Source organism: Leisingera sp. UBA4491, assembly GCF_002388965.1.
GTDB lineage: Bacteria > Pseudomonadota > Alphaproteobacteria > Rhodobacterales > Rhodobacteraceae > Leisingera > Leisingera aquaemixtae.
The window spans coordinates 93,908-115,895 of the sequence record NZ_DGNN01000029.1 but is presented as its reverse complement, the minus strand read 5'-3'; the positions used below and the strand labels follow the sequence as shown (position 1 = coordinate 115,895).

The 21,988-nt window shown below is 65.8% G+C and carries 19 protein-coding genes; 7 read left to right on the top strand and 12 right to left on the bottom strand.

What is annotated here, in order from left to right:
- Positions 1 to 117: 117 nt before the first annotated feature.
- The 3 genes from glpK to panB form a co-directional block, all read right to left on the bottom strand.
- Positions 118 to 1,608 (bottom strand): glycerol kinase GlpK, encoded by a 1,491-nt coding sequence (gene glpK / locus B2P87_RS18270; RefSeq protein WP_141891838.1) that lies wholly within the window; start codon positions 1,606 to 1,608, stop codon positions 118 to 120.
- A gap of 226 nt (positions 1,609 to 1,834) precedes the next feature.
- The gene (gene panC, locus B2P87_RS18265) at positions 1,835 to 2,695 is read right to left on the bottom strand and encodes a pantoate--beta-alanine ligase (RefSeq protein WP_141891837.1); all 861 of its coding nucleotides are present in this window, start codon (positions 2,693 to 2,695) and stop codon (positions 1,835 to 1,837) included.
- 8 nt (positions 2,696 to 2,703) lie between these two features.
- Complete coding sequence (gene panB, locus B2P87_RS18260; RefSeq protein ID WP_141891836.1) at positions 2,704 to 3,549, bottom strand: 3-methyl-2-oxobutanoate hydroxymethyltransferase; 846 nt, start codon at positions 3,547 to 3,549, stop codon at positions 2,704 to 2,706.
- A 164-nt stretch (positions 3,550 to 3,713) separates the two neighbouring features.
- Between panB and B2P87_RS18255 the strand changes: the two genes are divergently transcribed.
- Entirely contained in the window at positions 3,714 to 5,192 is a 1,479-nt protein-coding gene (locus B2P87_RS18255; protein ID WP_141891835.1) for an ABC transporter substrate-binding protein, read from the top strand.
- Between the two features lie 109 nt (positions 5,193 to 5,301).
- Here the strand turns inward: B2P87_RS18255 and B2P87_RS18250 are convergent, their stop codons facing one another.
- A complete protein-coding gene (locus tag B2P87_RS18250; RefSeq protein WP_141891834.1) occupies positions 5,302 to 6,426 on the bottom strand; it encodes an acetoin utilization protein AcuC in 1,125 nt (374 codons plus the stop codon).
- Between the two features lie 175 nt (positions 6,427 to 6,601).
- On the opposite strand from B2P87_RS18250, the gene B2P87_RS18245 reads away from it, so the two are divergent.
- The 5 genes from B2P87_RS18245 to B2P87_RS18225 all read left to right on the top strand — a co-directional run bounded on the left by B2P87_RS18245 (position 6,602) and on the right by B2P87_RS18225 (position 12,013).
- Entirely contained in the window at positions 6,602 to 7,549 is a 948-nt protein-coding gene (locus B2P87_RS18245; protein WP_141892139.1) for an ABC transporter permease, read from the top strand.
- A gap of 139 nt (positions 7,550 to 7,688) precedes the next feature.
- Positions 7,689 to 8,504, top strand: coding sequence for an ABC transporter permease (locus tag B2P87_RS18240; RefSeq protein WP_141891833.1), 816 nt, complete (start codon positions 7,689 to 7,691; stop codon positions 8,502 to 8,504).
- Positions 8,501 to 10,093, top strand: coding sequence for an ABC transporter ATP-binding protein (locus B2P87_RS18235; RefSeq protein WP_141891832.1), 1,593 nt, complete (start codon positions 8,501 to 8,503; stop codon positions 10,091 to 10,093). The genes B2P87_RS18240 and B2P87_RS18235 overlap by 4 nt, the downstream gene beginning before the upstream one ends.
- Positions 10,090 to 10,563 (top strand): GNAT family N-acetyltransferase, encoded by a 474-nt coding sequence (locus B2P87_RS18230; protein WP_141891831.1) that lies wholly within the window; start codon positions 10,090 to 10,092, stop codon positions 10,561 to 10,563. The genes B2P87_RS18235 and B2P87_RS18230 overlap by 4 nt, the downstream gene beginning before the upstream one ends.
- Positions 10,556 to 12,013: an aldehyde dehydrogenase family protein gene (locus tag B2P87_RS18225; protein ID WP_141891830.1), complete on the top strand. Its 1,458-nt coding sequence runs from the start codon at positions 10,556 to 10,558 to the stop codon at positions 12,011 to 12,013. The genes B2P87_RS18230 and B2P87_RS18225 overlap by 8 nt, the downstream gene beginning before the upstream one ends.
- A gap of 83 nt (positions 12,014 to 12,096) precedes the next feature.
- On the opposite strand, the gene pncB is transcribed toward B2P87_RS18225, so the two are convergent.
- The 3 genes from pncB to pncA form a co-directional block, all read right to left on the bottom strand.
- Complete coding sequence (gene pncB, locus B2P87_RS18220; protein ID WP_141891829.1) at positions 12,097 to 13,386, bottom strand: nicotinate phosphoribosyltransferase; 1,290 nt, start codon at positions 13,384 to 13,386, stop codon at positions 12,097 to 12,099.
- Between the two features lie 64 nt (positions 13,387 to 13,450).
- Positions 13,451 to 15,712, bottom strand: coding sequence for an ATP-binding protein (locus B2P87_RS18215; protein WP_141891828.1), 2,262 nt, complete (start codon positions 15,710 to 15,712; stop codon positions 13,451 to 13,453).
- A gap of 69 nt (positions 15,713 to 15,781) precedes the next feature.
- Complete coding sequence (pncA, locus tag B2P87_RS18210) at positions 15,782 to 16,378, bottom strand: bifunctional nicotinamidase/pyrazinamidase (protein WP_141891827.1); 597 nt, start codon at positions 16,376 to 16,378, stop codon at positions 15,782 to 15,784.
- 179 nt (positions 16,379 to 16,557) lie between these two features.
- Between pncA and B2P87_RS18205 the strand changes: the two genes are divergently transcribed.
- Complete coding sequence (locus B2P87_RS18205; protein WP_141891826.1) at positions 16,558 to 17,469, top strand: rhodanese-related sulfurtransferase; 912 nt, start codon at positions 16,558 to 16,560, stop codon at positions 17,467 to 17,469.
- Positions 17,470 to 17,549: 80 nt separating this feature from the next.
- Here B2P87_RS18205 and B2P87_RS18200 read toward each other — a convergent pair whose 3' ends face one another.
- From B2P87_RS18200 to napF, 5 genes are read right to left on the bottom strand one after another with little or no spacing between them, the layout of a single operon-like run.
- On the bottom strand, positions 17,550 to 18,218 hold the full coding sequence (locus B2P87_RS18200) for a NapC/NirT family cytochrome c (protein WP_141891825.1): 669 nt from the start codon (positions 18,216 to 18,218) through the stop codon (positions 17,550 to 17,552).
- On the bottom strand, positions 18,218 to 18,688 hold the full coding sequence (locus B2P87_RS18195) for a nitrate reductase cytochrome c-type subunit (RefSeq protein ID WP_058285349.1): 471 nt from the start codon (positions 18,686 to 18,688) through the stop codon (positions 18,218 to 18,220). The genes B2P87_RS18200 and B2P87_RS18195 overlap by 1 nt, the downstream gene beginning before the upstream one ends.
- Positions 18,689 to 18,696: 8 nt before the next feature.
- On the bottom strand, positions 18,697 to 21,195 hold the full coding sequence (napA, locus tag B2P87_RS18190; RefSeq protein WP_141891824.1) for a nitrate reductase catalytic subunit NapA: 2,499 nt from the start codon (positions 21,193 to 21,195) through the stop codon (positions 18,697 to 18,699).
- Positions 21,192 to 21,470, bottom strand: a complete 279-nt coding sequence (locus B2P87_RS18185) for a chaperone NapD (RefSeq protein ID WP_058285347.1) — start codon at positions 21,468 to 21,470, stop codon at positions 21,192 to 21,194. The genes napA and B2P87_RS18185 overlap by 4 nt, the downstream gene beginning before the upstream one ends.
- Positions 21,467 to 21,982 carry a ferredoxin-type protein NapF gene (gene napF, locus B2P87_RS18180; RefSeq protein ID WP_141891823.1) on the bottom strand — a complete coding sequence of 172 codons (516 nt, stop codon included), beginning with the start codon at positions 21,980 to 21,982 and terminating at the stop codon, positions 21,467 to 21,469. The genes B2P87_RS18185 and napF overlap by 4 nt, the downstream gene beginning before the upstream one ends.
- Between the last annotated feature and the right edge of the window lie 6 nt (positions 21,983 to 21,988).

Sequence of the window (21,988 nt, the reverse complement as noted above, 5' to 3'; positions counted from 1 at the left end):
TGCCCTTAAACCGCTTCCCGGCAAAACGGGAACGCCGCGCAAAGCGCGGCGCCACGCCCAACTGTGAGGCGCATTCTGCGAATGCGGCGGAACAGGCGGGAGCCCCCGCCTGCTGCTTTAGACGCCGATCACGGCCTGCACCGCGCGCTGCCAGCGCCCGTAGGCGGCCTCGCGCGCGGCGGGCTGCATCAGCGGCGCGAACTGGCGGTCGAGCTTCCAGGTGTCGGCAAAGCCGGTCTGGTCCGGGTAGATCCCGGCCCGCATCCCCGCCAGCCAGGCGGCGCCAAGTGCTGTGGTTTCCTGCATCACCGGGCGGTCGACGGCGGCGCCCAGGATGTCCGACAGGCTCTGCATCGTCCAGTCGCTGGCGCTCATGCCGCCATCGACGCGCAGGGTCACGGTGTGGTGGCTGTCGTCCTCCCAGTCCGCCCGCATCGCCTCATAGAGATCGCGGGTCTGGTAGGCGACGCTTTGCAGCGCCGCGCGGGCAAACTCTGCCGGGCCGGAGTTGCGGGTGAGGCCGAACATGCCGCCGCGGCAGTCAGGCTCCCAATAGGGCGCGCCGAGGCCGGTGAAGGCGGGCACCAGGATCACGTCCTGGCCCGGATCGGCGCGCAGGGCCAGTTCGCCCGAATCCGAGGCCTGTTCGATGATGCCCAGACCGTCGCGCAGCCACTGCACCGCCGCGCCGGCGATGAAGATCGAGCCCTCCAGCGCATAGGTCGGCTTGCCGTCCAGCTGATAGGCGATGGTGGTCAGCATCCGGTTCTTTGACACCACCGGCTCATCCCCGGTGTTCAAGAGCGCGAAGCAGCCCGTCCCATAGGTGGATTTCATCATCCCTGGCTGGAAACAGGCCTGGCCGATGGTGGCCGCCTGCTGGTCGCCGGCCACCCCCAGGATCGGGACCGGCCCGCCCAGGATTTCCGGATCGGTGGTGCCGAAGTCCGCAGCGCTGTCCTTCACCTCCGGCAGCATCTGCTGCGGCACGTCCAGCAGATCGCTGATGGTGCGGCTCCAGCGGCCCTTGCGGATGTCATACATCAGCGTGCGCGCGGCATTGGTGGCATCCGTCACGTGGGAGGCGCCGCCGGTCAGGCGCCAGATCAGGAAGCTGTCGACGGTGCCGAACAGGAGATCCCCCGCCGCCGCCCGGTCCCGTGCGCCCGGCACGGTATCGAGGATCCATTTCACCTTGGTGCCGGAGAAATAAGGGTCCAGCAGCAGCCCGGTGCGGTCGGCCACCATGTCCGCGTGGCCCGCCTGGCGCAGCTGCTCGCAGATGGCGGCGGTGCGGCGGTCCTGCCAGACGATGGCGTTGTGGATCGCCTTGCCGCTGGTCTTGTCCCAGACCACGGTGGTTTCGCGCTGGTTGGTGATGCCGATGCCCGCAATATCCGCAGCGGAGACATCCAGATCCGCCATCACCTTGCGGCAGACCGCGACCGTGGTGCCCCAGATCTCCTCCGGGTCATGCTCCACCCAGCCCGCCTGCGGATAGTGCTGGGTAAACTCCTGCTGCGCGGTGCCCGCGACCTGCATTCCCGCATCAAACAGGATTGCCCGGGTCGACGTGGTGCCCTGATCAATTGCCAGAATATAGGTCATCTGCTGCCCTCCAGTCTCCTCTGACCGGAGAGCATAAACGCAAACGTGTTACCGCTGCCAGCCCCTACTAAGAATTTAGTTGAGGAACTTCCGGAAACATCGGCACCTTCGCCCGGCGGCACTGCCGGGCGGCGCCCGATCCTCCCCGCGGGAGGGCGCTTTGCACCCGCCCAGGGTCAGGCGCCGCCCTTGGTTAATCTATGCAGACCTGTCCGCGCGTGAGCCTTCAGGATTGTTTCTGTGGCACGTCGATATTGTCGATCAGCCGGATCCCGTCCATCCAGGCGGCGGCCAGCAGGCGGGCGGGGCGGGAGGGGGTCTCCAGCGCCTCCAGCGTTTCGGCGCAGCGCAGGTCGAAATACTCCACATCGCCGAAACCTGCCTCTGCCAGCGCCTTGCGCGCGGCGGCTTCCAGCGGCGGCCAAGGCATGCCTGCGGCGGCTTCGGCGGCAGCCTTGCGCATCTCCGCATTCAGAGCGGCGGCCTTGGCCAGCGCCTCCGGCGACAGGCGCAGATTGCGCGAGGACATGGCAAGGCCCGACGGCTCGCGCACGGTTTCGCAGCCGTGGACCGTGATCGGGATGTCCAGATCGCGGGCCATGCGGGTCACCACCATCAGCTGCTGGTAATCCTTCTGGCCAAAGAACGCCTGATCCGCGCCGGTCTGCAGGAACAGCTTGGCGACCACAGTGGCAACCCCGTCGAAATGGCCGGGGCGGAAGGGGCCTTCCATCACATCCGTGATGCTGCCGCCGACAGAGACATTGGTGGCATAGCCGCCGGGGTAGATCTGGTCCGGGTCCGGGACATAGATCAGATCGACGCCATAAGGCGCCAGCTTTTCCGCGTCTTCGGTTTCGGTGCGCGGGTAATTCGCCAGATCCTCGGCGTTGTTGAACTGCTTGGGGTTCACGAAAATGGTCACGATCACCCGGTCGCAGGCCTGATTGGCGGCCTCCACCAGCGACATGTGGCCGGCGTGCAGTGCCCCCATGGTCGGCACCAGGCCGATGGTTTCGCCATTGCTGCGCCATTCAGCCGTCTTAGCGCGCAGGTCAGCCAGACGGCGCAGGATCGGGGCAGTCATGTCAGCAGTCATCCTTTGGAGGGGGTCTTGGCCGCCGGGGCCTGGTCGGCAAAGACATGCTCCGCCCCGGGGAAGGCGCGCGCCCGCACGTCGGCGGCGTATTCGGCGATGCCGGCCTCGGCCAGCGGGCCAAGATCGGCGTAGCGTTTGACGAATTTTGGTTTGAAGGCGGTGAAGAAGCCCAGCATGTCGTCGACCACCAGGATCTGCCCGTCGCAGCCCGCGCTGGCGCCGATGCCGATGGTGGGAATCGCGACCTCAGCGGTGATCTTGTCGGCCAGTTTCTGCGGCACCTTTTCCAGCACCACCGAGAACGCGCCGGCCCCGGCCACCGCGCGGGCGTCGGCCAGAACAGCCTCAGCCTGTGCATCGCGGCCCTGCACCTTGTAGCCGCCCAGGGTGTTGATCGACTGCGGTGTCAGGCCGATATGCGCCATCACCGGAATGCCGCGCTTGACCAGAAAGCGGATGGTCTCGGCCATCTCGACGCCGCCTTCCAGCTTGACCGCGGCGCAGCCGGTCTCGGCCATCAGCCGGGCGGCGTTGCGGAACGCCTGCTGCGGGCCTTCCTCGTAACTGCCGAAGGGCATGTCGATCACCAGCATCGCCTGGCTGAGGCCGCGCGCGACCGCCTGGCCGTGCAGGATCATCATCTCCATGGTGACGCCCAGGGTGGAGGTCAGCCCGTGCAGCACCATGCCGACGCTGTCGCCGACCAGCACGAAGTCGCAGTGCTTGTCCATCAGCCGCGCCATCGGCGTGGTATAGGCCGTGAGGCTCACCAGCGGGGTGCCGCCCTTGCGGGCCCGGATGTCTTCGGCGTTGGGCGCCTGTTTCTTGGCTGTTGCGCTCATGGCTTCCTGTCCGCGGTTTAAAAGTGGGCACGGGTTATCAATTTACGCCGCGTGCTTCCAGTGGGCGAAATGTCCCCCGCCCTTGATTACGCATGGGAAACAGGGAAACTCGTTTCCAATAGGCGCCGCACACGGCCCGCAGATTGTACACGGGGAGTTCTTCAATGGCACTGAAATCATTTGTTTTTGCGGCAGGTTCCGCACTGGCCCTGGCCGCCGGCGGCGCCTGGGCCAAGGACAGCGTCACCATCGCCATGCAGCTGGAGCCGCCGCATCTGGACCCGACCAGCGCCGCCGCGCAGGCCATCGACTCGGTTGTCTACACCAATATTTTCGAGGGGCTGACCCGGTTCATGGGCGATGGGTCGGTGGTTCCCGGCCTCGCCGAGAGCTGGGAAATTTCGGAAGACGGCACCGTCTACACCTTTAAGCTGCGCCAAGGCGTCACCTTTCACGATGGCAGCGCGATGGATGCCGAGGACGTGAAGTTCTCGCTCGACCGCGCCCGCGCCGAGGACAGCACCAATGCGCAGAAGGCACTGTTTGACGGGATCGCCTCGGTCGAGGCGGTGGACCCGCAGACCGTGCGGATCACGCTGGAGGCGCCGAACGGCAGCCTGCTGTTCAACCTCGCCTGGGGCGACGCGGTGATCGTGGCGCCGGAGAGCATTGAGGGCATCAAGACCAATCCGGTCGGCACCGGCGCCTATACTTTCCAGGAGTGGGTGCAGGGCGACCGCATCACGCTGGCGCGCAATCCGGATTACTGGGGCGATCAGCCGGCGCTGGCCTCGGCCACCTTCAAGTTCATCTCCGACCCGACTGCCGCCTTTGCTGCGATGATGGCGGAGGATATCGACGCCTTCGACAACTTCCCGGCGCCGGAGAACCTGCCGCAGTTCGAGGCCGACCCGCGGTTTCAGGTGCTGGTCGGCTCGACCGAGGGCGAGACGATTCTGTCCATCAACAACAAGCAGCCGCCGTTTGACGATATCCGGGTGCGGCAGGCGGTTGCTCATGCCATCGACCGGCAGGCGATCATCGACGGCGCGATGTTCGGCTACGGCACCCCGATCGGCACGCACTTTGCGCCGCACCACCCGGCCTACAAGGACCTGACCGGCAAGTCCGCCCATGACCCCGAACAAGCCAAGGCGCTGCTGGCGGAGGCCGGGTTCCCGGAGGGGTTTGAGACCACGCTGCACCTGCCGCCGCCGTCTTATGCGCGGCGCGGCGGCGAGATCATTGCGGCGCAGCTGGCCGCAGTGGGGATCAAGGCCGAGATCATCAACGTCGAATGGGCGCAATGGCTGGAAAGCGTGTTCAACGGCAAGAGCTTTGGCCTCACCATCGTCAGCCATACCGAGCCGATGGACATCGGCATCTATGCCCGGCCCGAGTATTATTTCCAGTACGACAGCAAGGCGCTTCAGGAACTGATGAACCGGCTGACCGCGACCACCGGCCCGGACAGCCGCACCGCGCTGCTGCAGGACGCGCAGGAGATGATCGCGGCGGATTACGTCAACGGCTACCTGTTCCAGCTGGCCAAACTGGGGGTGGCCAAGGCCGGGCTGCAGGGCCTGTGGGAGAATGCGCCGACGGCGGCCATCGACCTGACGGCGGTCAGCTGGGCGGAGTAGCGATCGCCCCTATTCACGAAGGGCAGCGCCCGTCCCGGCGGGGTGGGAAGCGAAGCGCCCGCCCCGTGGGGGGCGGGACGGGCGCTGCCCGGCCTGCGGCCAGGCGGTGCTACATTTGGAGCCTGCGTCTTCTTCGCAAGAACTGCACGCGCTCCCGGATTTCCTGACGGATCTCCCCGCCCCGCGGCTGATCCCTGAGCGTGGTGAACCAGTGCTCTGGCGGATTGCGGCCCATGCGGTTGCCGTTGAACTCCAGCCCGCGCAGCACCGCTTCGCCCGCCGCGGGCAGCCGCTCCGGCACCTCAATCCCGTTCAGCGCCGCCCAGACCCCGGTCCAGAGCCGCCCGACCGACCACGGGTTATAGCCGCCGCCGCCCAGCACCAGATAGCGCGGCGCCATGCCCATCAGCGCCCGCACCACCGCCCAATGGGCGTTGTTTGACAGGTCCAGGTGCGGCAGCGGGTCCTCCGTCACCGCATCCGCCCCGCATTGCAGCACGATGGCGTCCGGCTGAAACGACTGCACCGCGGGCAGGATCAGCGCATCGCGCACCAGCGCCATCTCGTCATCGTTGAACCCGCGCGGCACCGGCAGGTTCAGGGCCGAACCGCCGGCATCCTCCGTCAGCGTGCCGGTCTTGGGCCAGAGGTTTTCCTCATGCACTGAGATCATCAGCACGTCAGGGTCGCCGGCAAAGCCATGCTCCACCCCGTCGGAATGATGGGCGTCGATGTCGACATAGGCGATCCGCTGCGCGCCGTGGTGGCGCAGCGACAGCATCGCCAGGACGGGATCGTTCAGATAGCAAAACCCGTTGGCCCGGTCCGGCATCCCGTGGTGGGTGCCGCCCGCCGGGTTGTAGACGATGCCGCCATCCGCCAGCAGCTCCCCGGCCAGGATCGAGCCGCCCGCAGCGGTGGCCGGGCGGCGGAAGATTTCCGGGAACACCGGGTTGGAGAGGGTGCCGAGGTGATGGCGCGCGCGGACTTCCGCGCTGACCGCCTGCGCGGCCTCCGCCGCCTGCAGCGCGGCGACATATTCGGGCGTGTGCCAGACGGTCAGCGCCGCCGGTTTGGCGCGGGGGGAATTCACATAGACCGCATCCGGCAGCCAGCCCAGCGCGCGGGAGAGGTCCATTACGGTAGACACCCGCGGCACCCGCAAGGGATGGGTGCGGCCATAAGAGGAGGTGCGGTAGATTTCCGAACCGATGAACAGGGGGCGGGACAGCATGACAGAGTGATAGACCGTTTCCGCCCGCTGCCAAAGAGCCTGCCGGACGCCATTGGCCTGTTTCCGGCCGGATTGCGCACAACCTTTTGACGCTGCGCATTTTTCGCCGCCTGCGGTTCGTTTCCCTCCGCGCTCCCTCTGGACCCGTTCCCCGCAGGCTCCTAACGTGGCAGCCATGCTCCGCTATGCCCTCAAACGCCTCCTGTCGCTGATCCTCAGCCTGGCTGTTGCCTCTCTGGTGATCTTCCTCGTGGTGGAGGTGGCACCGGGCGACCCCGCGTCGTTCATGCTGGGGGTCAATGCGCAGGCGGACACGGTGGCGGCCCTGAAGGCAGAGCTGGGGCTGGATCAAGGCAAAACCGCCCGCTACCTCAGTTGGGTTGCGGGGATGCTTGGGGGCGATTTCGGCACCTCCTACACCTACCGCACGCCGGTGGCGGGGATGATTGCCGACCGGATGTGGGTATCGCTGCCGCTGGCGCTTTATGCGCTGACGCTGTCGACGCTGATTGCCTTTCCGGCGGGCATCTACGCCGCTGCCCGCCGCGGCAAGGCCGGCGACATGGCGGTGATGGGGGCGACCCAGCTGGGCGTGGCGGTCCCGAACTTCTGGTTTGCGATGATGCTGGTGCTGATCTTTGCCATCAACCTGCGCTGGTTCGGGGCGGGCGGGTTTCCGGGCTGGGAGGCCGGGATCGGCGCGGGGCTTCATGCGCTTACCCTGCCGGCGATTGCGCTGGCGCTGCCGCAGGCGGCGATCCTGACGCGGGTGATGCGCTCAGCCCTGCTGGACATTCTGGACGAGGATTTCATGCGCACCGCCCGCGCCAAGGGGCTGACCCGGCGCCAGGCGCTGTGGCGGCACGGGGTCAGGAACGCGCTGATTCCGGTGCTGACCATCATCGGGCTGCAGTTTTCCTTCCTGCTGGCGGGCGCCATCATCATCGAGCAGGTGTTTTACCTGCCCGGCCTTGGGCGGCTGGTGTTCCAGGCGATTTCCGCGCGCGATCTGATCGTGGTGGAGTCGGTGGTGATGCTGCTGGTCTTTGCCGTCATCACGGTGAATTTCCTGGTCGATCTTGCCTATGCGCTGGTCGACCCGCGGCTGAGGAGCCGGGCATGATCCGGAAATTCGGACAACCATTTCTGTCTCTTGGCCCGGCAACGCCGGGCCGCGCACTCCCCTTCCCCCGGGAGGGCGCTTCGCCCCCCCCCAGGCTCGGGCGCGCCCCTCGGATCATTGACACAGCCGGGGGCGACAGATGACCCGCAACCTGATCCTTGGTGCCGTTTTATCCTCGCTGGTGCTGCTGGCGGCGGCGGTGTCGTTCCTGTGGACGCCATTTGACCACACCGCGATGAACATCCCGGCCAAGCTGCAAACCCCCAACGCGCAGCACTGGCTGGGGACAGATCATTTCGGGCGCGACCTGATGTCGATGATCATGGTGGGCGCGCGCACCTCCATCGCCGTCGCCCTGGTGGCGGTTGGCATCGGCATGGGCGCGGGCGTGCCGCTGGGGCTGACGGCGGCGGCGCGCAAGGGATCGTGGCTGGATGAGATGATCATGCGCGGCAACGATCTGGTCTTTGCCTTCCCCTCGCTGGTGATTGCGATCCTGATCACCGCCGTTCTGGGGGCGGGCGCCATCAACGCGATCATCGCCATCGGCATCTTCAACATCCCCGTCTTTGCCCGCATCACCCGCGGCGCGGCGCTGTCCCTTTGGGAGCGGGAGTTCATTCTGGCCGCCCGCGTGGCCGGCAAAAACGCGGCGCGGATCTCGGCGGAGCATATCCTGCCCAACGTCACCAACCTGCTGATCGTGCAGGGCACAATCCAATTCTCCCTTGGCATTCTGGCCGAGGCCGGCCTGTCCTATGTCGGCCTGGGCGCGCAGCCGCCCACGCCCAGCTGGGGGCGGATGCTGGCCGATGCGCAGACCATGGTGAGCTTTGCGCCGCATCTGGCGCTGGTGCCGGGCACGGCCATCATCCTGACGGTGCTGGGGCTGAACCTGCTGGGCGACGGCTTGCGCGACTGGCTGGACCCGAAACTGAGGATGGCGCGGACATGACGCTGCTGGACGTGACCCGCCTGTCGCTCAAGATCGGCTGCTACCCGGTGCTGAAGGACGTCTCCTTTCACATCGAGCCGGGCGAGATCGTCGCGGTGACCGGCGAAAGCGGCTCCGGCAAGTCGATGACCGCATTGGCAGTCATGCAGCTGCTGCCGGAACAGGCCGAGGCAAAGGGATACATCACCCTGGACGGCACCCAGCTGCTGGACCAGTCCGAGGCGCAGATGTGCGCCCTGCGCGGCCAGTCCATCGGCATGGTGTTTCAGGAGCCCATGACCGCGCTCAACCCCGTGAAGACCATCGGCGCGCAGGTGATGGAGACGATCCTGATCCACAAGGCGATGCCGCGCGGCCAGGCCGAGGCCCGCGCCCGCGAGGTGCTGGAGCGGGTCGGGCTGCCCGAGGACCGTTTCCCGCTCAGCCGGTATCCGCATGAGCTGTCGGGCGGCCAGCGCCAGCGGGTGGTGATTGCCATGGCAATTGCCCTGCGCCCGAAACTCTTGATCGCGGATGAGCCGACCACCGCGCTGGACGTGACCACACAGGCGCAGATTCTGGAGCTGCTGAAGGACCTGGTGCAGGACACGGGCATGGGGTTGCTGATCATCACCCACGATCTGGCGGTGGTGGCGGATCTGGCCGACCGGATCGTCGTCATGCGCCACGGCGAAGTGGTGGAGACCGGCGGCACGCGCCAGCTGCTGCGCCACATGCGCCATCCCTATACGCAGATGCTGTTTGCGGCTTCCAGCCACCAGGTGGCACTGCCGGAACCGCCCGCGCCGGCGCCGCTCTTGGAAGTCCGGAACGCCGTCCGCGACTATAAGACCCCGCGCAAGTCTCTGTTTGCCAAACCCGGCCGGTTCCGCGCCGTTAAGGATGTCTCCTTCACCCTGAACCGCGGCGAGCGGCTGGGGCTGGTGGGGGAGTCGGGCTGCGGAAAATCGACCCTGACACGGGCCATTCTGGGGTTGGAGCCGCTGCAGGGCGGGGAGATTCGACTAGATGGCGAACCGGTGACCGCCCAGCTGGATCCCGCGGTCCGGCGCAAAATGCAGGTGGTGTTCCAGGACCCTTACGGCAGCTTCAACCCGCGCCACCGGGTGGAGCGGCTGATCACCGAACCCTTCCATATGCTGCCGGATCCGCCCGTTGGGGCCGCGCGCAGGGAACTGATCGCCGAAACCCTCACCGCTGTCGGGCTGAAACCGGAAGATGCCGGCAAGTACATCCACCAGTTCTCCGGCGGGCAGCGCCAGCGCATCGCCATTGCCCGCGCGCTGATCACAAGGCCGGAGCTGATCATCTTTGACGAGGCGGTCTCAGCGCTCGACGTTTCGGTCCGCGCCCGCATCCTGGACCTGCTGGCGGAACTCTGCGCGGCCTATTCGCTGACCTATCTGTTCATCAGCCACGACCTGAGCGTGGTGCGCACGATCACCGACCGCTGTCTGGTCATGAGGCAAGGCGAGATCGTCGAGCAGGGCGAAACCGAAGAGGTCTTTTCCAACCCGCAGCACCCCTATACCCGGCAGCTGATCGCTGCGGCGCCGGTGCTGCCCGATCTGGATCAGGGGGCCGCATGAACCTGACGCTGTCGCTGATCCTGCCGCGGGAGCAGGCGCTGCTGACAGCAGCGCTGGCGCCCTACTTGGCCGAGGTGGCGCCGCGTGCTTCCATTGATCCGGCACGCCGTGCGGGCCAGATGCTGAACCGCAAGGACGTGACTGCCTTCTGGATCAGGAATGGCACCCAGCGCATCGGCTTTGCCATCGTGCTGAACCTGCCCGATGACCGGCGCGAGCTGTCGGAGTTCTGCATCCTGCCGCAGCACCGCCGCCGGGGCTGGGGCCAAGAGGCCGCCCGGACCCTCCTGCGCGAGTTTCCGGGCCGCTGGCGCATGGGGCTCTCGGCATCCTCTGCCGATGCGGTGGCCTTTTGGGGCACCTGCCTTAGCGCGATGCCCGGCATCCGGGACTTGCGCCAGGGGGCGCCGTTCACCGAACATCAAATCAAAAGCTACAGCTTTGAGATCGCAGGAGCGCATGATGACTGACACTTCCCCGCTTTGGTTCGACCCCGCGCTCTGCCTTATCGGCGGCACCTGGCAGCCTGCGGCAAGCGGCGGCACCCTGCCGCTTGTGAACCCCTCGGACGGCAGCGAAATCTGCCAGATCGCCCGCGGCGGCGCGGCGGATATCGAGGCCGCGGTACTGGAAGCAGAAGCGGCGCTGGATGGCGGCTGGGGGCGCATGACCGCGCTGGAGCGGGGCCGCATCCTGACGCGGATAGGCCAGTTCGTGCTGGAGCGAGTGGAGCTGCTGGCCGCGATCGAGGCGATGGACGTGGGCAAGCCGCTGAGCCAGGCGCGTGCCGATGCGGTGGCGCTGGCGCGCTACTGCGAGTTCTATGGCGGCGCGGCGGACAAGGTGATGGGGGAGACCATCCCGTATCTCGACGGCTACACCGTCTATACCCTGCGCGAGCCGCATGGGGTCACGGGGCATATCGTGCCCTGGAACTACCCGATGCAGATCATCGGGCGGTCCGTCGGCGCCGCACTGGCGATGGGCAACGCCTGTGTGCTGAAACCGGCGGAGGAAGCCTGCCTGACGGCCCTGGCTTTCGCCCATATCGCGATGGAGGCCGGGCTGCCCGCGGGTGCGCTGAACGTGGTGCCGGGGCTGGGGGCCGAGGCCGGCGCGGCACTGGCGGCGCATCCCGGCGTGCATCACATCTCCTTCACCGGCTCGGTCAGGACCGGCGCGCTGGTGCAGCAGGCCGCTGGCGCCAATGTGGTGCCTGTGACGCTGGAGCTGGGCGGCAAGTCCCCGCAGCTGGTGTTCGACGATGCCGACCTGGATGCCGCCCTGCCGTTTCTGGTCAACGCCGGCATCCAGAACGCAGGCCAGACCTGCTCGGCCTCCTCGCGCATTCTGGTGCAGCGCGGAGTGTATGAGGCGGTGAAGGCGCGGATGGCCGAGGCCTATGGCGCGCTGACCGTGGGGCCGGCGGCAGAGGACCTGCGGGTCGGGCCGCTGATCTCTGCCCGGCAGAAGCAGATTGTCGAGGCCTATCTGAAACAGGGGGCGGACCTGCCGGTTGCGGCGCAGGGGGCGGTTGTGCCCCATGCGCCGGAAAGCGGCGCCTATGTGCCCCCCACCCTGTTCGCGGACGTGCCGGAGGATCATGTGCTGGCGCGGGAGGAAATCTTTGGCCCGGTGCAGGTGCTGATCCCGTTTGAGACCGAAGAGGACGCCCTGCGGATCGCCAACGCGACCGAGTACGGGCTGGTGGCCAGCGTCTGGACCCGCGACGGGGCGCGGCAGATGCGGCTGGCAAAACGCCTGCGCGCGGGGCAGGTGTTCCTCAACAACTACGGCGCCGGCGGCGGGGTGGAACTGCCATTTGGCGGGGTTGGCAAATCCGGTCACGGGCGGGAAAAGGGCTTTGAGGCGCTTTATGGGTTTTCGCAGCTTAAGACCGTGGCGGCCCATCACGGCTGAGGGCGCCCGCCGCTTTCATCTTTCCAAAATACTCCGGGGGTGAGGCCGCCAGGCCGAGGGGGCAGCGCCCCCTATGTGCGCCCTCAGACGATAACGTCCTGCCGCTCCTGCTTGCCGACGCCGAAAACCCGCTTGTAGCGCGCGATTTCCTCCGCCGGGCCCATCGCCTTCTCCGGGTTGTCGGACAGTTTCACGGTGGGCCGCCCGTTGGCCGCAACCGCCTTGCAGACCAGCGAGAACGGTGCCAGCGCATCGCCCGGAACCAGACCGCGGAAATCGTTCGTCAGCAGCGTGCCCCAGCCGAAGGAGACCTTGGTCCGGTCCGAGAACTGCGCGTGCAGGTCCTGGATCTGCGGCACATCGAGGCCATCGGAGAAAATCACCCGCTTTTCCGCCGGATCCTCGCCGCGGTCCTTCCACCAGTTGATCGCCACCTCGGCACCCTTGGCCGGGTCGCCGCTGTCGATGCGGATGCCGGTCCAGCCCGCCAGCCAGTCCGGCGCCCGGTCCAGGAAGCCTTGGGTGCCGTAGGTGTCGGGCAGGATGATGCGCAGGTTGCCCTCATGCTCGTCATGCCAGTCGGACAGCACGTCATAGGGGGCCTGGGCCAGTTCCGCGTCGCTGCCCGCCAGGGCGGAATAGACCATCGGCAGCTCATGGGCATTGGTGCCGATCGCCTCCACCTCGCGGCGCATGGCGATGAGGCAGTTGGAGGTGCCGGTGAACTTCTCCCCCAGCCCCTCGATCATTGCCTGCACGCACCAGTCCTGCCACAGGAAGGAGTGGCGGCGGCGGGTGCCGAAATCGGCAATCGTCAGCCCGTCGATCTCCCGCAGTTTCTCGATCTTTTCCCAGACCCGGGTCATGGCGCGGGCATACAGCACCTGCAGCTCAAACCGCCCCATCTTGTCCAGAACCGCGCGCGAGCGAAGCTCCATCAGCACCGCCAGCGCCGGGATTTCCCACAGCATGACCTCGTGCCATTTGCCCTCGAACGCCAGCTCATACTGATCGCCCTTGCGTTCCAGATGGTAGGGCGGCAGGCGCAGGCCCTCGAACCACTCCATGAAGTCGGGGCGGAACATCTGCCGCTTGCCATAGAAGGTATTGCCGCGCAGCCAGGTGCTTTCCCCGCGGCTGAGCGACAGCGAGCGGATGTGGTCCAGCTGTTCGCGCAGCTCGCCCTCGTCGATCAGCCGGGCCAGCGGCACATGGGTGGAGCGGTTGATCAGCGAGAAGGTCACCGTGGTGTCCGGCTTGTTGCGGAACACCGACTGGCACATCAGCAGCTTGTAGAAATCAGTGTCGATCAGCGACCGGATGATCGGGTCGATCTTCCATTTGTGATTGTAGACGCGGGTTGCAATATCCACCGGCGGCCTCGTGCTTAAGGGGTCATTGATTGATAGGATAGCGCGCCTGCGGGGGCAAAGGAAATCAGCCCGCGCGGCGGGACTGCGCCTGCGGCGCCAGATGCGCCAGCAGGTCCAGCAGCTTGCCGCGGTTGACGGGTTTGCTCATGAATTCGTCCATACCAGCAGCAAGACAGGCCTCGCGGTCAGAGTCAAAAGCGTTTGCCGTCAGCGCGACAATCGCGGGCTGCGGCCGCGCCAGGGCGCGGATCGCGCGGGTGGCGTCCAGCCCGTCCATCTCCGGCATCGACATATCCATCAGGATGATATCCGGCGCAAACGCCTCAAACTGCGCCACTGCTTCGCGGCCGTTCTGGGCAAAAGCCACCTCCGCCGGGGTGGGCAGCAGAAATTTCTCCATCAGAACACGGTTCACGGCATTATCCTCCGCCACCAGCACCCGCAGCCCCTCCAGCGCGGCAGAACTGCCAGCCTGCGGCGTTGCGGCGGGGGCTGCTGCCGGCTCTGCCCGCGGCGGATCCAGGTGAAGCCGCACGGTAAAGCAGGACCCAAGCCCCAGGTCGGAGGTCACCGAAATGCTGCCGCCCATCGCCTCAGCCAGGCGGCGGGAAATGGCGAGCCCGAGGCCGGTGCCGCCAAAGCGGCGGCTGATTGCGGCATCCGCCTGGGAGAACCGTTCGAACACTTTGGAGAGCATTTCCCTGGGGATGCCGATCCCGGTGTCTGTGACCGAGAAGACCAGGCCGGTCCCCTGCCCCGCCGGTTCGGCATCCAGCGTCACCTGCACCTGGCCGTGTTCGGTGAACTTGATCGCATTGCCGGCAAGGTTCAGCAGGATCTGGCGGATCCGCCGGTCATCGCCGTGCAGCTGCGCGGGCACACGCTCCTTGATGTCCAGAAGGAGGTCCAGCCCCTTGGCCTCCGCCTGGGCCGTCAGCAGGCGCATGGTGTCTTCGAAGCAGGCGCGCGGGTCGAAATCGGTGCAGCTGAGGCTGACCCCCTCGGCATCCATTTTGGAGACGTCCAGGACATCATTGATCAGCGCCAGCAGGGTATCCGCCGAGCTGAGAATGGCGCCGGCATAAAGCTCCTGCTCTTCGTTCAGGCCGCTGTCGCGCAGCAGCTGGGCCATGCCGATCACCCCGTTCATCGGGGTGCGGATCTCGTGGCTCATGGTGGCCAGAAAGTCCGCCTTGGCGCGGGCGCCTTCCTCAGCCGCGATCCGCGCCTGCTCCAGCTGCCGGGCATGTTCCTTGGCGGCGGAAATGTCGCGTTCCACCGCGATCAGGGTCTCCATCTCCCCGGCGCTGTTCAGCATCGGCACCTGGCTGGTCTCGATCCAGATGTGCTGCCCGTCCTTGCGCCGGTTGCAGATTTCCACCCGCACCGGCCGGGCCTCGCGGACGCTGTCCCGCAGCAGGCGGATGGTTGCGGCGTCGGTCCGGCCGCTGTTCAGCAGATCGCCGGGCAGCTGGCCCAGCGCCTCGCCGAAGGAATAACCGGTGAGGCGGGTAAAACTGTCATTGACCCAGGTGATCCGCCCCTGGCGGTCCATCAGCATCACGCTGTCATTGGCGTTTTCCGCCACCAGCGCCAGGCGCTTGGCCTCCATCTGCTGATCAGAGAGTTCAGCATAGGCGGCTTCCAGCTCCTGCTGCTGCTGGGCCTGGGCCAGCATATTGCTGCGCGTCCGGCTGAAGTTGCGCCTGACAAAGCCCAGAAACCACAGATACGAGGTATAAAACACCAGCAGCCCTGCCAGGTGCAGCTGATAGGAGGCCGCCAGTTCCGGGGACTGGAGGATTTCGAAGGCCAGGAAGGCAAGCGGCATCGCCGCATAGGTGACCAGCTTGGCGACGACGGCCTGCGGATGGTAGGGCAGCACCAGCCCGGCATTGATTGCCGAGCCCAGAAGCAGGCCGACGGTAAACAGCGGCTCTGCATGGACCTGCGGCTGCAGGGACTGGAATTCAACCCAGAACGGAAGCGAGGCAGCCGCGCTGAGCGCCAGCGCGTGCAGGAGGGCGGTCAGTGCTGTCAGCAGCCGCAAGGCCCGCTCGCTCATCCCGCGGCTGGCCAGGTATCCGGCCCGGTGCAGCAGCAGGCAATCCGCCGCATCGCCGGCGCAGGTCACGGCATAGGCCAGCAGCGCATACTGGAAGGGGACGATCAGCCCCAGCACAAGAAAGGCCAGCGCCATGTACAGCTGGCGGCCCCAGAACATCCGCACGCGGCCGCGGGCATAGCGCAGCAGCAGCTCGAGCGAGCCGTACCGCTTGTCGTAGCTGGCCAGCGGGCCGGTGGCGGCCCCGTCCGAAATATCCATCAAAACGCCTTGCCGTCGGTGTGCCGGCCCAGTTTAAGCCGGGTATTGTTAATAAATCGGCAAATCAACTCAGGATTGAAGCACAATTCCCGCCTCTTTCATCTGATCCAGCGCCGCCTGCAGCGAGCCATCCAGATCAATCGCCCGGCAGGCGGCCAGATCAACCGTGACCTCAAACCCAAGCCGGGCCGCGTCCAGCGCCGTGAAGGCAACGCAAAAGTCGGTGGCAAGCCCGGCCAGGGCCAGCCGCGTGATGCCCCGGCTGCGGAGGTATCCTTCCAGTCCGGTGGGCGTGGTCTTGTCGTTTTCGAAAAAGCCGGAATAGCTGTCGATCGCGGGGCGGAACCCCTTGCGGATAATCAGGTCGCCATCGGTGCGCAGATCCTTGTGAAAGGCCGCCCCGCCGGTGCCCTGCACGCAGTGATCGGGCCACAGAACCTGGGTGCCATAGGGCATCTCCACCGTTTCGAACGGGGCCTTGCCCGGGTGCGCGGAGGCGAAGGAGGAATGCCCCGCCGGGTGCCAGTCCTGGGTCAGAATCACCGTCTCGAACTGCGCCATCATGGCGTTGATGGGGGCCACCACTTCGTCCCCGCCGGGCACCGCCAGCGCCCCGCCCGGACAGAAGTCATTCTGCACATCCACAACGATCAGGGCCTGGGTCATCGGCAACTCCTTTGCTGGCTTGCACAATTTGTAACGGCACAAGTGCCGCTTGGGAACTGCCGCTGGCGGGCGGCGGGCTGACGCAGGCGAAAACATACATGCCAAGCCCTTGTTTTATTGGCCCCGCGCAGGAGGTTCTTGGTCTTGAAAACCGCGCGCCATGGTTCTAAGGCCGGGGCATGTACACGATTGCTGCCCTCTATCACTTCACCCGTTTCCCTGATCCCGCCGCCATCCGCCCGGCGCTCTTGGACCTGTGCCAGGCGCAGGGCGTCAAAGGCTCGCTGCTGCTGGCGCAGGAGGGGATCAATGGCACCATCGCAGGCCCGAGGGCCGGCATTGATGCGGTGCTCGCCCATATCAAATCCCTGCCCGGCTGCGCGGGGCTGGAATGGAAAGAGGCCACTGCGGCAGAGCCGCCCTTTGGAAAGATGAAGGTGCGGCTGAAGAAAGAGATCGTCACCATGGGCCAGCCGGACGTGGATCCGCAGGCCTCGGTCGGGCATTACGTCGAGCCGGAGGAGTGGAACGACCTGATCCGGCAGGACGATGTGGTGCTGATCGACACCCGCAACGATTACGAAGTGGCGATCGGCACCTTTGAAGGCGCGATCGACCCCAAGACCGAGAGCTTCCGCGATTTCCCCGCCTGGTGGGAGGAGAACAAGGACCGCTTCCACAACAAGCGTGTTGCGATGTTCTGCACCGGCGGCATCCGCTGCGAGAAGTCGACCAACTACCTGCTCGGACAGGGGGTGGAGGACGTCTATCACCTGAAGGGCGGCATCCTGCGCTACCTGGAGGAAATGCCCGCGGAAAACAGCACCTGGGAAGGCGAATGCTTTGTCTTCGACAACCGGGTGTCGGTCGGCCACGGGCTGGTCGAAGGCCCGCATGAGCTGTGCCACGGCTGCCGCCGCCCGATCCTGCCGGAAGACAAGGCGCGGCCTGAATTCGAGCAGGGCGTCAGCTGCCACCTGTGCATCGATCAGACCTCGGAAGAGGACAAGGTGCGGTTCCGCGAGCGGCAGAAGCAGATGAAGCTGGCGCGGGAGCGCGGCGAAGACCATCTGGGCAGCATCCCGCTGTAAGCCTGAGCCTGAAAACAGGCACGAAAAAGGCCGCTGCCCATCGGGACAGCGGCCTTCTCGTGTTTTTTGGGCTGGCAGCGTCAGTTGCCGTTCAGACCCAGATAGCTGCGGGTGCTGGCCAGGAGACCCTCGCCATGGGCCGGGGCCAGCAGGCCTGCGTGATCCTCGCCTTCGGCTGCGGCCATGTCGGGCAACTGGTGGGCGATGCCCTTGTGGCAGCTGATGCAGGTCTTCTCGCCGGTGAACAGGAAGCGCTCATGCGCGTCCGCCGCCCGCTTGGACTGGCGGGTGATGTCCATCGATTCGTCCGAGTGGCAGTTGCGGCATTCCAAGCTGTCATTCGCCTCAAGCCGCGCCCATTCGTGCTGCGCCAGCTCCAGCCGGTGCTCCAGGAACTTCTCCCGGGTGTTGATGGTGCCGAAGATCTTGCCCCAGACTTCCTTGGAGGCCTGCATCTTGCGGGCGATCTTGTTGGTCCAGTTATGCGGCACGTGGCAGTCCGGGCAGGACGCGCGCACGCCGGAGCGATTGGAATAGTGGATTGTCGGCTTCAGCTCCTCGAACACGTTGTCGCGCATTTCGTGGCAGCTGGTGCAGAACGCCTCGGTGTTGGTCACCTCAAGCGCGGTGTTGAAGCCGCCCCAGAAGATGATCCCCATCACAAAGCCGCCCATGGTCAGGAAGCCGAGCGAGAAATAGGCGCTGGGTCGCCTGATGATCCACCAGAGCCGTTTCAGGAAAGCAATCATCAGTCCGCCCCGCCCTGTTTGGAGTGGACGTAATCCAGCACCTTGTCGACATCGACGAACTCATTCTCGACCAGCGGCCGGGCGTTGGTCTGCACCACATGGCACTGGGTGCAGAAATAGCGCCGCGGGCTGACCGCGGCGAGGGTCTGGCCCTCGCGGTTCATGAAGTGGGTGACCGAGATCATCGGTGCCTGGCTGACTTCCACGGCGGTGCGGCTGTGGCAGGTCAGGCATTTGTTGGAGTTCAGATCGACCTGGTAGTTGTCGGTCTTATGCGGGATCAGCGGCGGCTGATCCGGATAGTTGCGCACCTGGCGGATGTCGGTGTTGACGATGCCGGGGATCTGGGTGGCTTCGCCCTCTTCCGCCAGCGGCGCATTGTTGCGCAGCGTGGCGACCTGGTTCTGGGCGAAAGCGGCCGAGGCCAGCAGGATCGGTGCGGCCAGGATGGCGAGACGGAGATGTTTCATGACGGGCCTCACACTGCTTCGATACGGACTGCGCATTTTTTGAAGTCCGTCTGTTTCGAGATCGGGTCGGTGGCATCCAGCGTGACCTTGTTGATCAGCCGGCGCGCATCGAACCAGGGCACAAAGACCAGGCCTTTGGGCGGTTTGTTGCGGCCGCGGGTTTCCACACGGGTGCGGATTTCGCCGCGCCGCGAGATGATCCGCACCTCGGTGCCGCGCCTAAAGCCCTGGGCCTTGGCGTCGTCGGGGTGCATGTAGCAAAGCGCGTCAGGCACCGCCTGATAAAGCTCCGGCACCCGCTGGGTCATCGAGCCGGAGTGCCAGTGCTCCAGCACACGCCCCGTTGCCAGCCACATCGGGTATTCGTCATCCGGGCTTTCCGCCGGCGGCTCATAGGGCAGCGCAAAGATCACCGCCTTGCCGTCTGGCTTGCCGTAGAATTCATAGTCCGCGCCGGGTTTGACGTAGGGATCGGAGCCTTCCTTGAAGCGCCAGAGGGTTTCCTTGCCGTCCACAACCGGCCAGCGCAGGCCGCGCACCTCGTGGTAGGTGTCAAATGGTGCCAGGTCATGCGCCTTGCCGCGTCCGAATTCAGCGTATTCCTCGAACAGGCCCTTTTGGATGTAAAAGCCGAAGTCCTCGGATTCGTGGTTGCCGTATTCGCGGGCCTTCTCGGACAGCTCGTATTTGTCGACCTTGCCGTTGGCGAACAGCACCTCGAACAGGGTCTTGCCCTTGTATTCGGGGTTGGCGTCCAGGATTTCGGCCGGCCAGACCTCATCTGTTGTGAAGCGCTTGGAGAATTCCGCAAGCTGCCACAGGTCGGATTTCGACTCACCCGGCGCGTTGACCAGCTGGTACCAGAACTGGGTGCGGCGTTCGGCGTTGCCGTAGGCGCCTTCCTTTTCCACCCACATGGCGGCGGGCAGGATCAGGTCAGCGGCTTCGGCCGTCACTGTCGGATAGGCGTCCGACACCACGATGAAGTTGTCGGGGTTGCGGTAGCCCGGCAGCCCTTCCTCCATCATGTTGGGGGCAGCCTGCATGTTGTTGTTCACCTGCACCCAGTAGCAGTTGATCTTGCCGTCCTTCAGGTCGCGGTTCTGCTTCACCGCGTGGGAGCCGACCCAGCCCGGAATGGTGCCTTCGGGCAGTTTCCAGATTTTTTCGGCATAGGCGCGGTGTTCCGGGTTCTTGACCACCATGTCGGCGGGCAGACGGTGCGAGAAGGTGCCCACCTCGCGCGCGGTGCCGCAGGCGGAGGGCTGGCCGGTCAGCGAGAACGGCGAGTTGCCGGGAGTGGAGATTTTGCCGGTCAGCAGGTGGATGTTGTAGAGCAGGTTGTTCACCCAGACACCGCGGGTGTGCTGGTTGACGCCCATGGTCCAGAGCGACATCACCTTGGTATCGGGATCGGCGTAGAGCTTGGCGATCTTCTCCAGCGTCTCAGCCGGGACACCGGACATTTCCGCCGCTTTTTCAAGCGTGTATTCGGAAACGAATTCGGCGAATTCCTCAAAGCTCATCGGCTCGGCGCCGCCGGCCTTGTCCGCATTCTCTGCCGCCTGCTCCAGCGGGTGCTCCGGACGCAGGCCATAGCCGATGTCCTGGTTGCCGCGTTTGAAGTTGACGTGCTTGGCGACGAAGTCCTTATGCACTGCATCGTTCTGGATGATGTAGTTGGCGATGTAGTTCAGGATCACCAGGTCGGAGTGCGGGGTGAACACCGCCGGAATGTCCGCCAGGTCGAAGCTGCGGTGGGTGAAGGTCGACAGCACCGCCACCTTGACATGCGGATGGCTGAAGCGGCGGTCGGTGATGCGGGTCCACAGGATCGGGTGCATCTCCGCCATGTTAGAGCCCCACAGCACAAAGGCGTCGGCGTTCTCGAAGTCGTCATAGCAGCCCATCGGCTCGTCGATGCCGAAGGTGCGCATGAAGCCGCCCACGGCAGAGGCCATGCAGTGGCGCGCGTTGGGGTCGATGTTGTTGGAGCGGAAGCCCGCCTTCATCAGCTTGGAGGCTGCATAGCCTTCCCAGACGGTCCACTGGCCGGAGCCGAACATGCCGATGCCCTCGGGGCCCTTCTCGGCCAGGGTCTTTTTCCACTTCTCGGCCATGATGTCGAAGGCCTCGTCCCAGGAGACCGGGGTGAACTCGCCGTTCTTGTCATATTCGCCGCCCGTTTTCCGCAGCAGCGGCTGGGTCAGGCGGTCGGCGCCATACATGATCTTGGACAGGAAGTAGCCCTTGACGCAGTTCAGGCCGCGGTTGACCTCGGCCTGGGTGTCGCCATGGGTGGCGACCACGCGGCCTGCCTTGGTGGCCACCATGATCGAGCAGCCGGTGCCGCAGAAGCGGCAGGCGGCCTTGGACCATTTCAGCTCGGTCACATTGGCGTCGGTGACAAGGTTCTGTGCGGCCGCGGGGATCGGCAGCCCGGCGGCAAGGGCCGCGGCTGCAGCGGCCTGCGCCTTGATGGCGTCACGGCGTGTAAGTCCGGTCATTGGGGGGTTCCTTCCTGAAGGGCGAGTTCCTGGGCATCACAGGTCTGATGGAAGACAAGCGCCGCGCTGGCGACGCCGTCGAGAAGCTGGATTTCGGCCAGGGCATCGCCAATGGCACGGTCACTGTCCGCTTCGAACAAGACGACAATTTTGCCCGAGGGGTCTGTTTGCGAAATCTCGGCGTTCGGCATGGCTTTGATGGTGTCCAGCACGGCGGCCATGCGGGCCGGGTTGCTGCGCACCAGCAGGCTGGAAATATGAACCTCTTTTGTCACCCGTGGCTCCTTTGCTGGCGGGGGTCGCGGATCGCGATGGCGTTGTTGGGACAGGTGGCAAGGCAGGCGCCGCAGCCGGTGCAGGCATCCGCATCAACCTGGATGGCACCCGCCGGGCGGACCGACAGATCCATCCGCAGGGCGCGCGCGTCGCAGATGTCGGTGCACAGCTGGCAGGTGATTCCCGCGGCCAGCAGGCAGCTGCTGCCGATGTCCACGGTCACCGGCCAGGGGGCAGGCTGCGCCAGGTCGAACACGGGTTCCGGGCAGGCCTCAGCGCAGGCCGCGCAAAAGGTGCACTCGCCGCCGCGGAAATTGATCCGCGGGCGGCCCCGGCTGTCGCATTCGATAACCTCTTCCGGGCACGCCTCCACGCAGGCATTGCAGCTGGTGCAATGCGCCTGCACCCGGGCCTCATCGGTCCAGGGGGGGCGGAATTCCGGCTTGGGCCTGGCGACCCGTCCGGTCAGGAAGGCGCGCCGGGAAGGGGCTGTGCTGGCATGGGCTGGCATCGGCCT

Coding starts and splice junctions, on each gene's coding strand:
- panB (WP_141891836.1), bottom strand. CDS start 3,549: ATGAGCGCAACAGCCAAGAAACAGGCGCCCAACGCCGAAGACATCCGG.
- glpK (WP_141891838.1), bottom strand. CDS start 1,608: ATGACCTATATTCTGGCAATTGATCAGGGCACCACGTCGACCCGGGCA.
- napF (WP_141891823.1), bottom strand. CDS start 21,982: ATGCCAGCCCATGCCAGCACAGCCCCTTCCCGGCGCGCCTTCCTGACC.
- B2P87_RS18200 (WP_141891825.1), bottom strand. CDS start 18,218: ATGATTGCTTTCCTGAAACGGCTCTGGTGGATCATCAGGCGACCCAGC.
- B2P87_RS18195 (WP_058285349.1), bottom strand. CDS start 18,688: ATGAAACATCTCCGTCTCGCCATCCTGGCCGCACCGATCCTGCTGGCC.
- B2P87_RS18245 (WP_141892139.1), top strand. CDS start 6,602: ATGCTCCGCTATGCCCTCAAACGCCTCCTGTCGCTGATCCTCAGCCTG.
- B2P87_RS18230 (WP_141891831.1), top strand. CDS start 10,090: ATGAACCTGACGCTGTCGCTGATCCTGCCGCGGGAGCAGGCGCTGCTG.
- B2P87_RS18240 (WP_141891833.1), top strand. CDS start 7,689: ATGACCCGCAACCTGATCCTTGGTGCCGTTTTATCCTCGCTGGTGCTG.
- panC (WP_141891837.1), bottom strand. CDS start 2,695: ATGACTGCCCCGATCCTGCGCCGTCTGGCTGACCTGCGCGCTAAGACG.
- B2P87_RS18205 (WP_141891826.1), top strand. CDS start 16,558: ATGTACACGATTGCTGCCCTCTATCACTTCACCCGTTTCCCTGATCCC.
- B2P87_RS18235 (WP_141891832.1), top strand. CDS start 8,501: ATGACGCTGCTGGACGTGACCCGCCTGTCGCTCAAGATCGGCTGCTAC.
- B2P87_RS18255 (WP_141891835.1), top strand. CDS start 3,714: ATGGCACTGAAATCATTTGTTTTTGCGGCAGGTTCCGCACTGGCCCTG.
- napA (WP_141891824.1), bottom strand. CDS start 21,195: ATGACCGGACTTACACGCCGTGACGCCATCAAGGCGCAGGCCGCTGCA.
- B2P87_RS18225 (WP_141891830.1), top strand. CDS start 10,556: ATGACTGACACTTCCCCGCTTTGGTTCGACCCCGCGCTCTGCCTTATC.
- B2P87_RS18215 (WP_141891828.1), bottom strand. CDS start 15,712: ATGGATATTTCGGACGGGGCCGCCACCGGCCCGCTGGCCAGCTACGAC.
- pncA (WP_141891827.1), bottom strand. CDS start 16,378: ATGACCCAGGCCCTGATCGTTGTGGATGTGCAGAATGACTTCTGTCCG.
- B2P87_RS18250 (WP_141891834.1), bottom strand. CDS start 6,426: ATGCTGTCCCGCCCCCTGTTCATCGGTTCGGAAATCTACCGCACCTCC.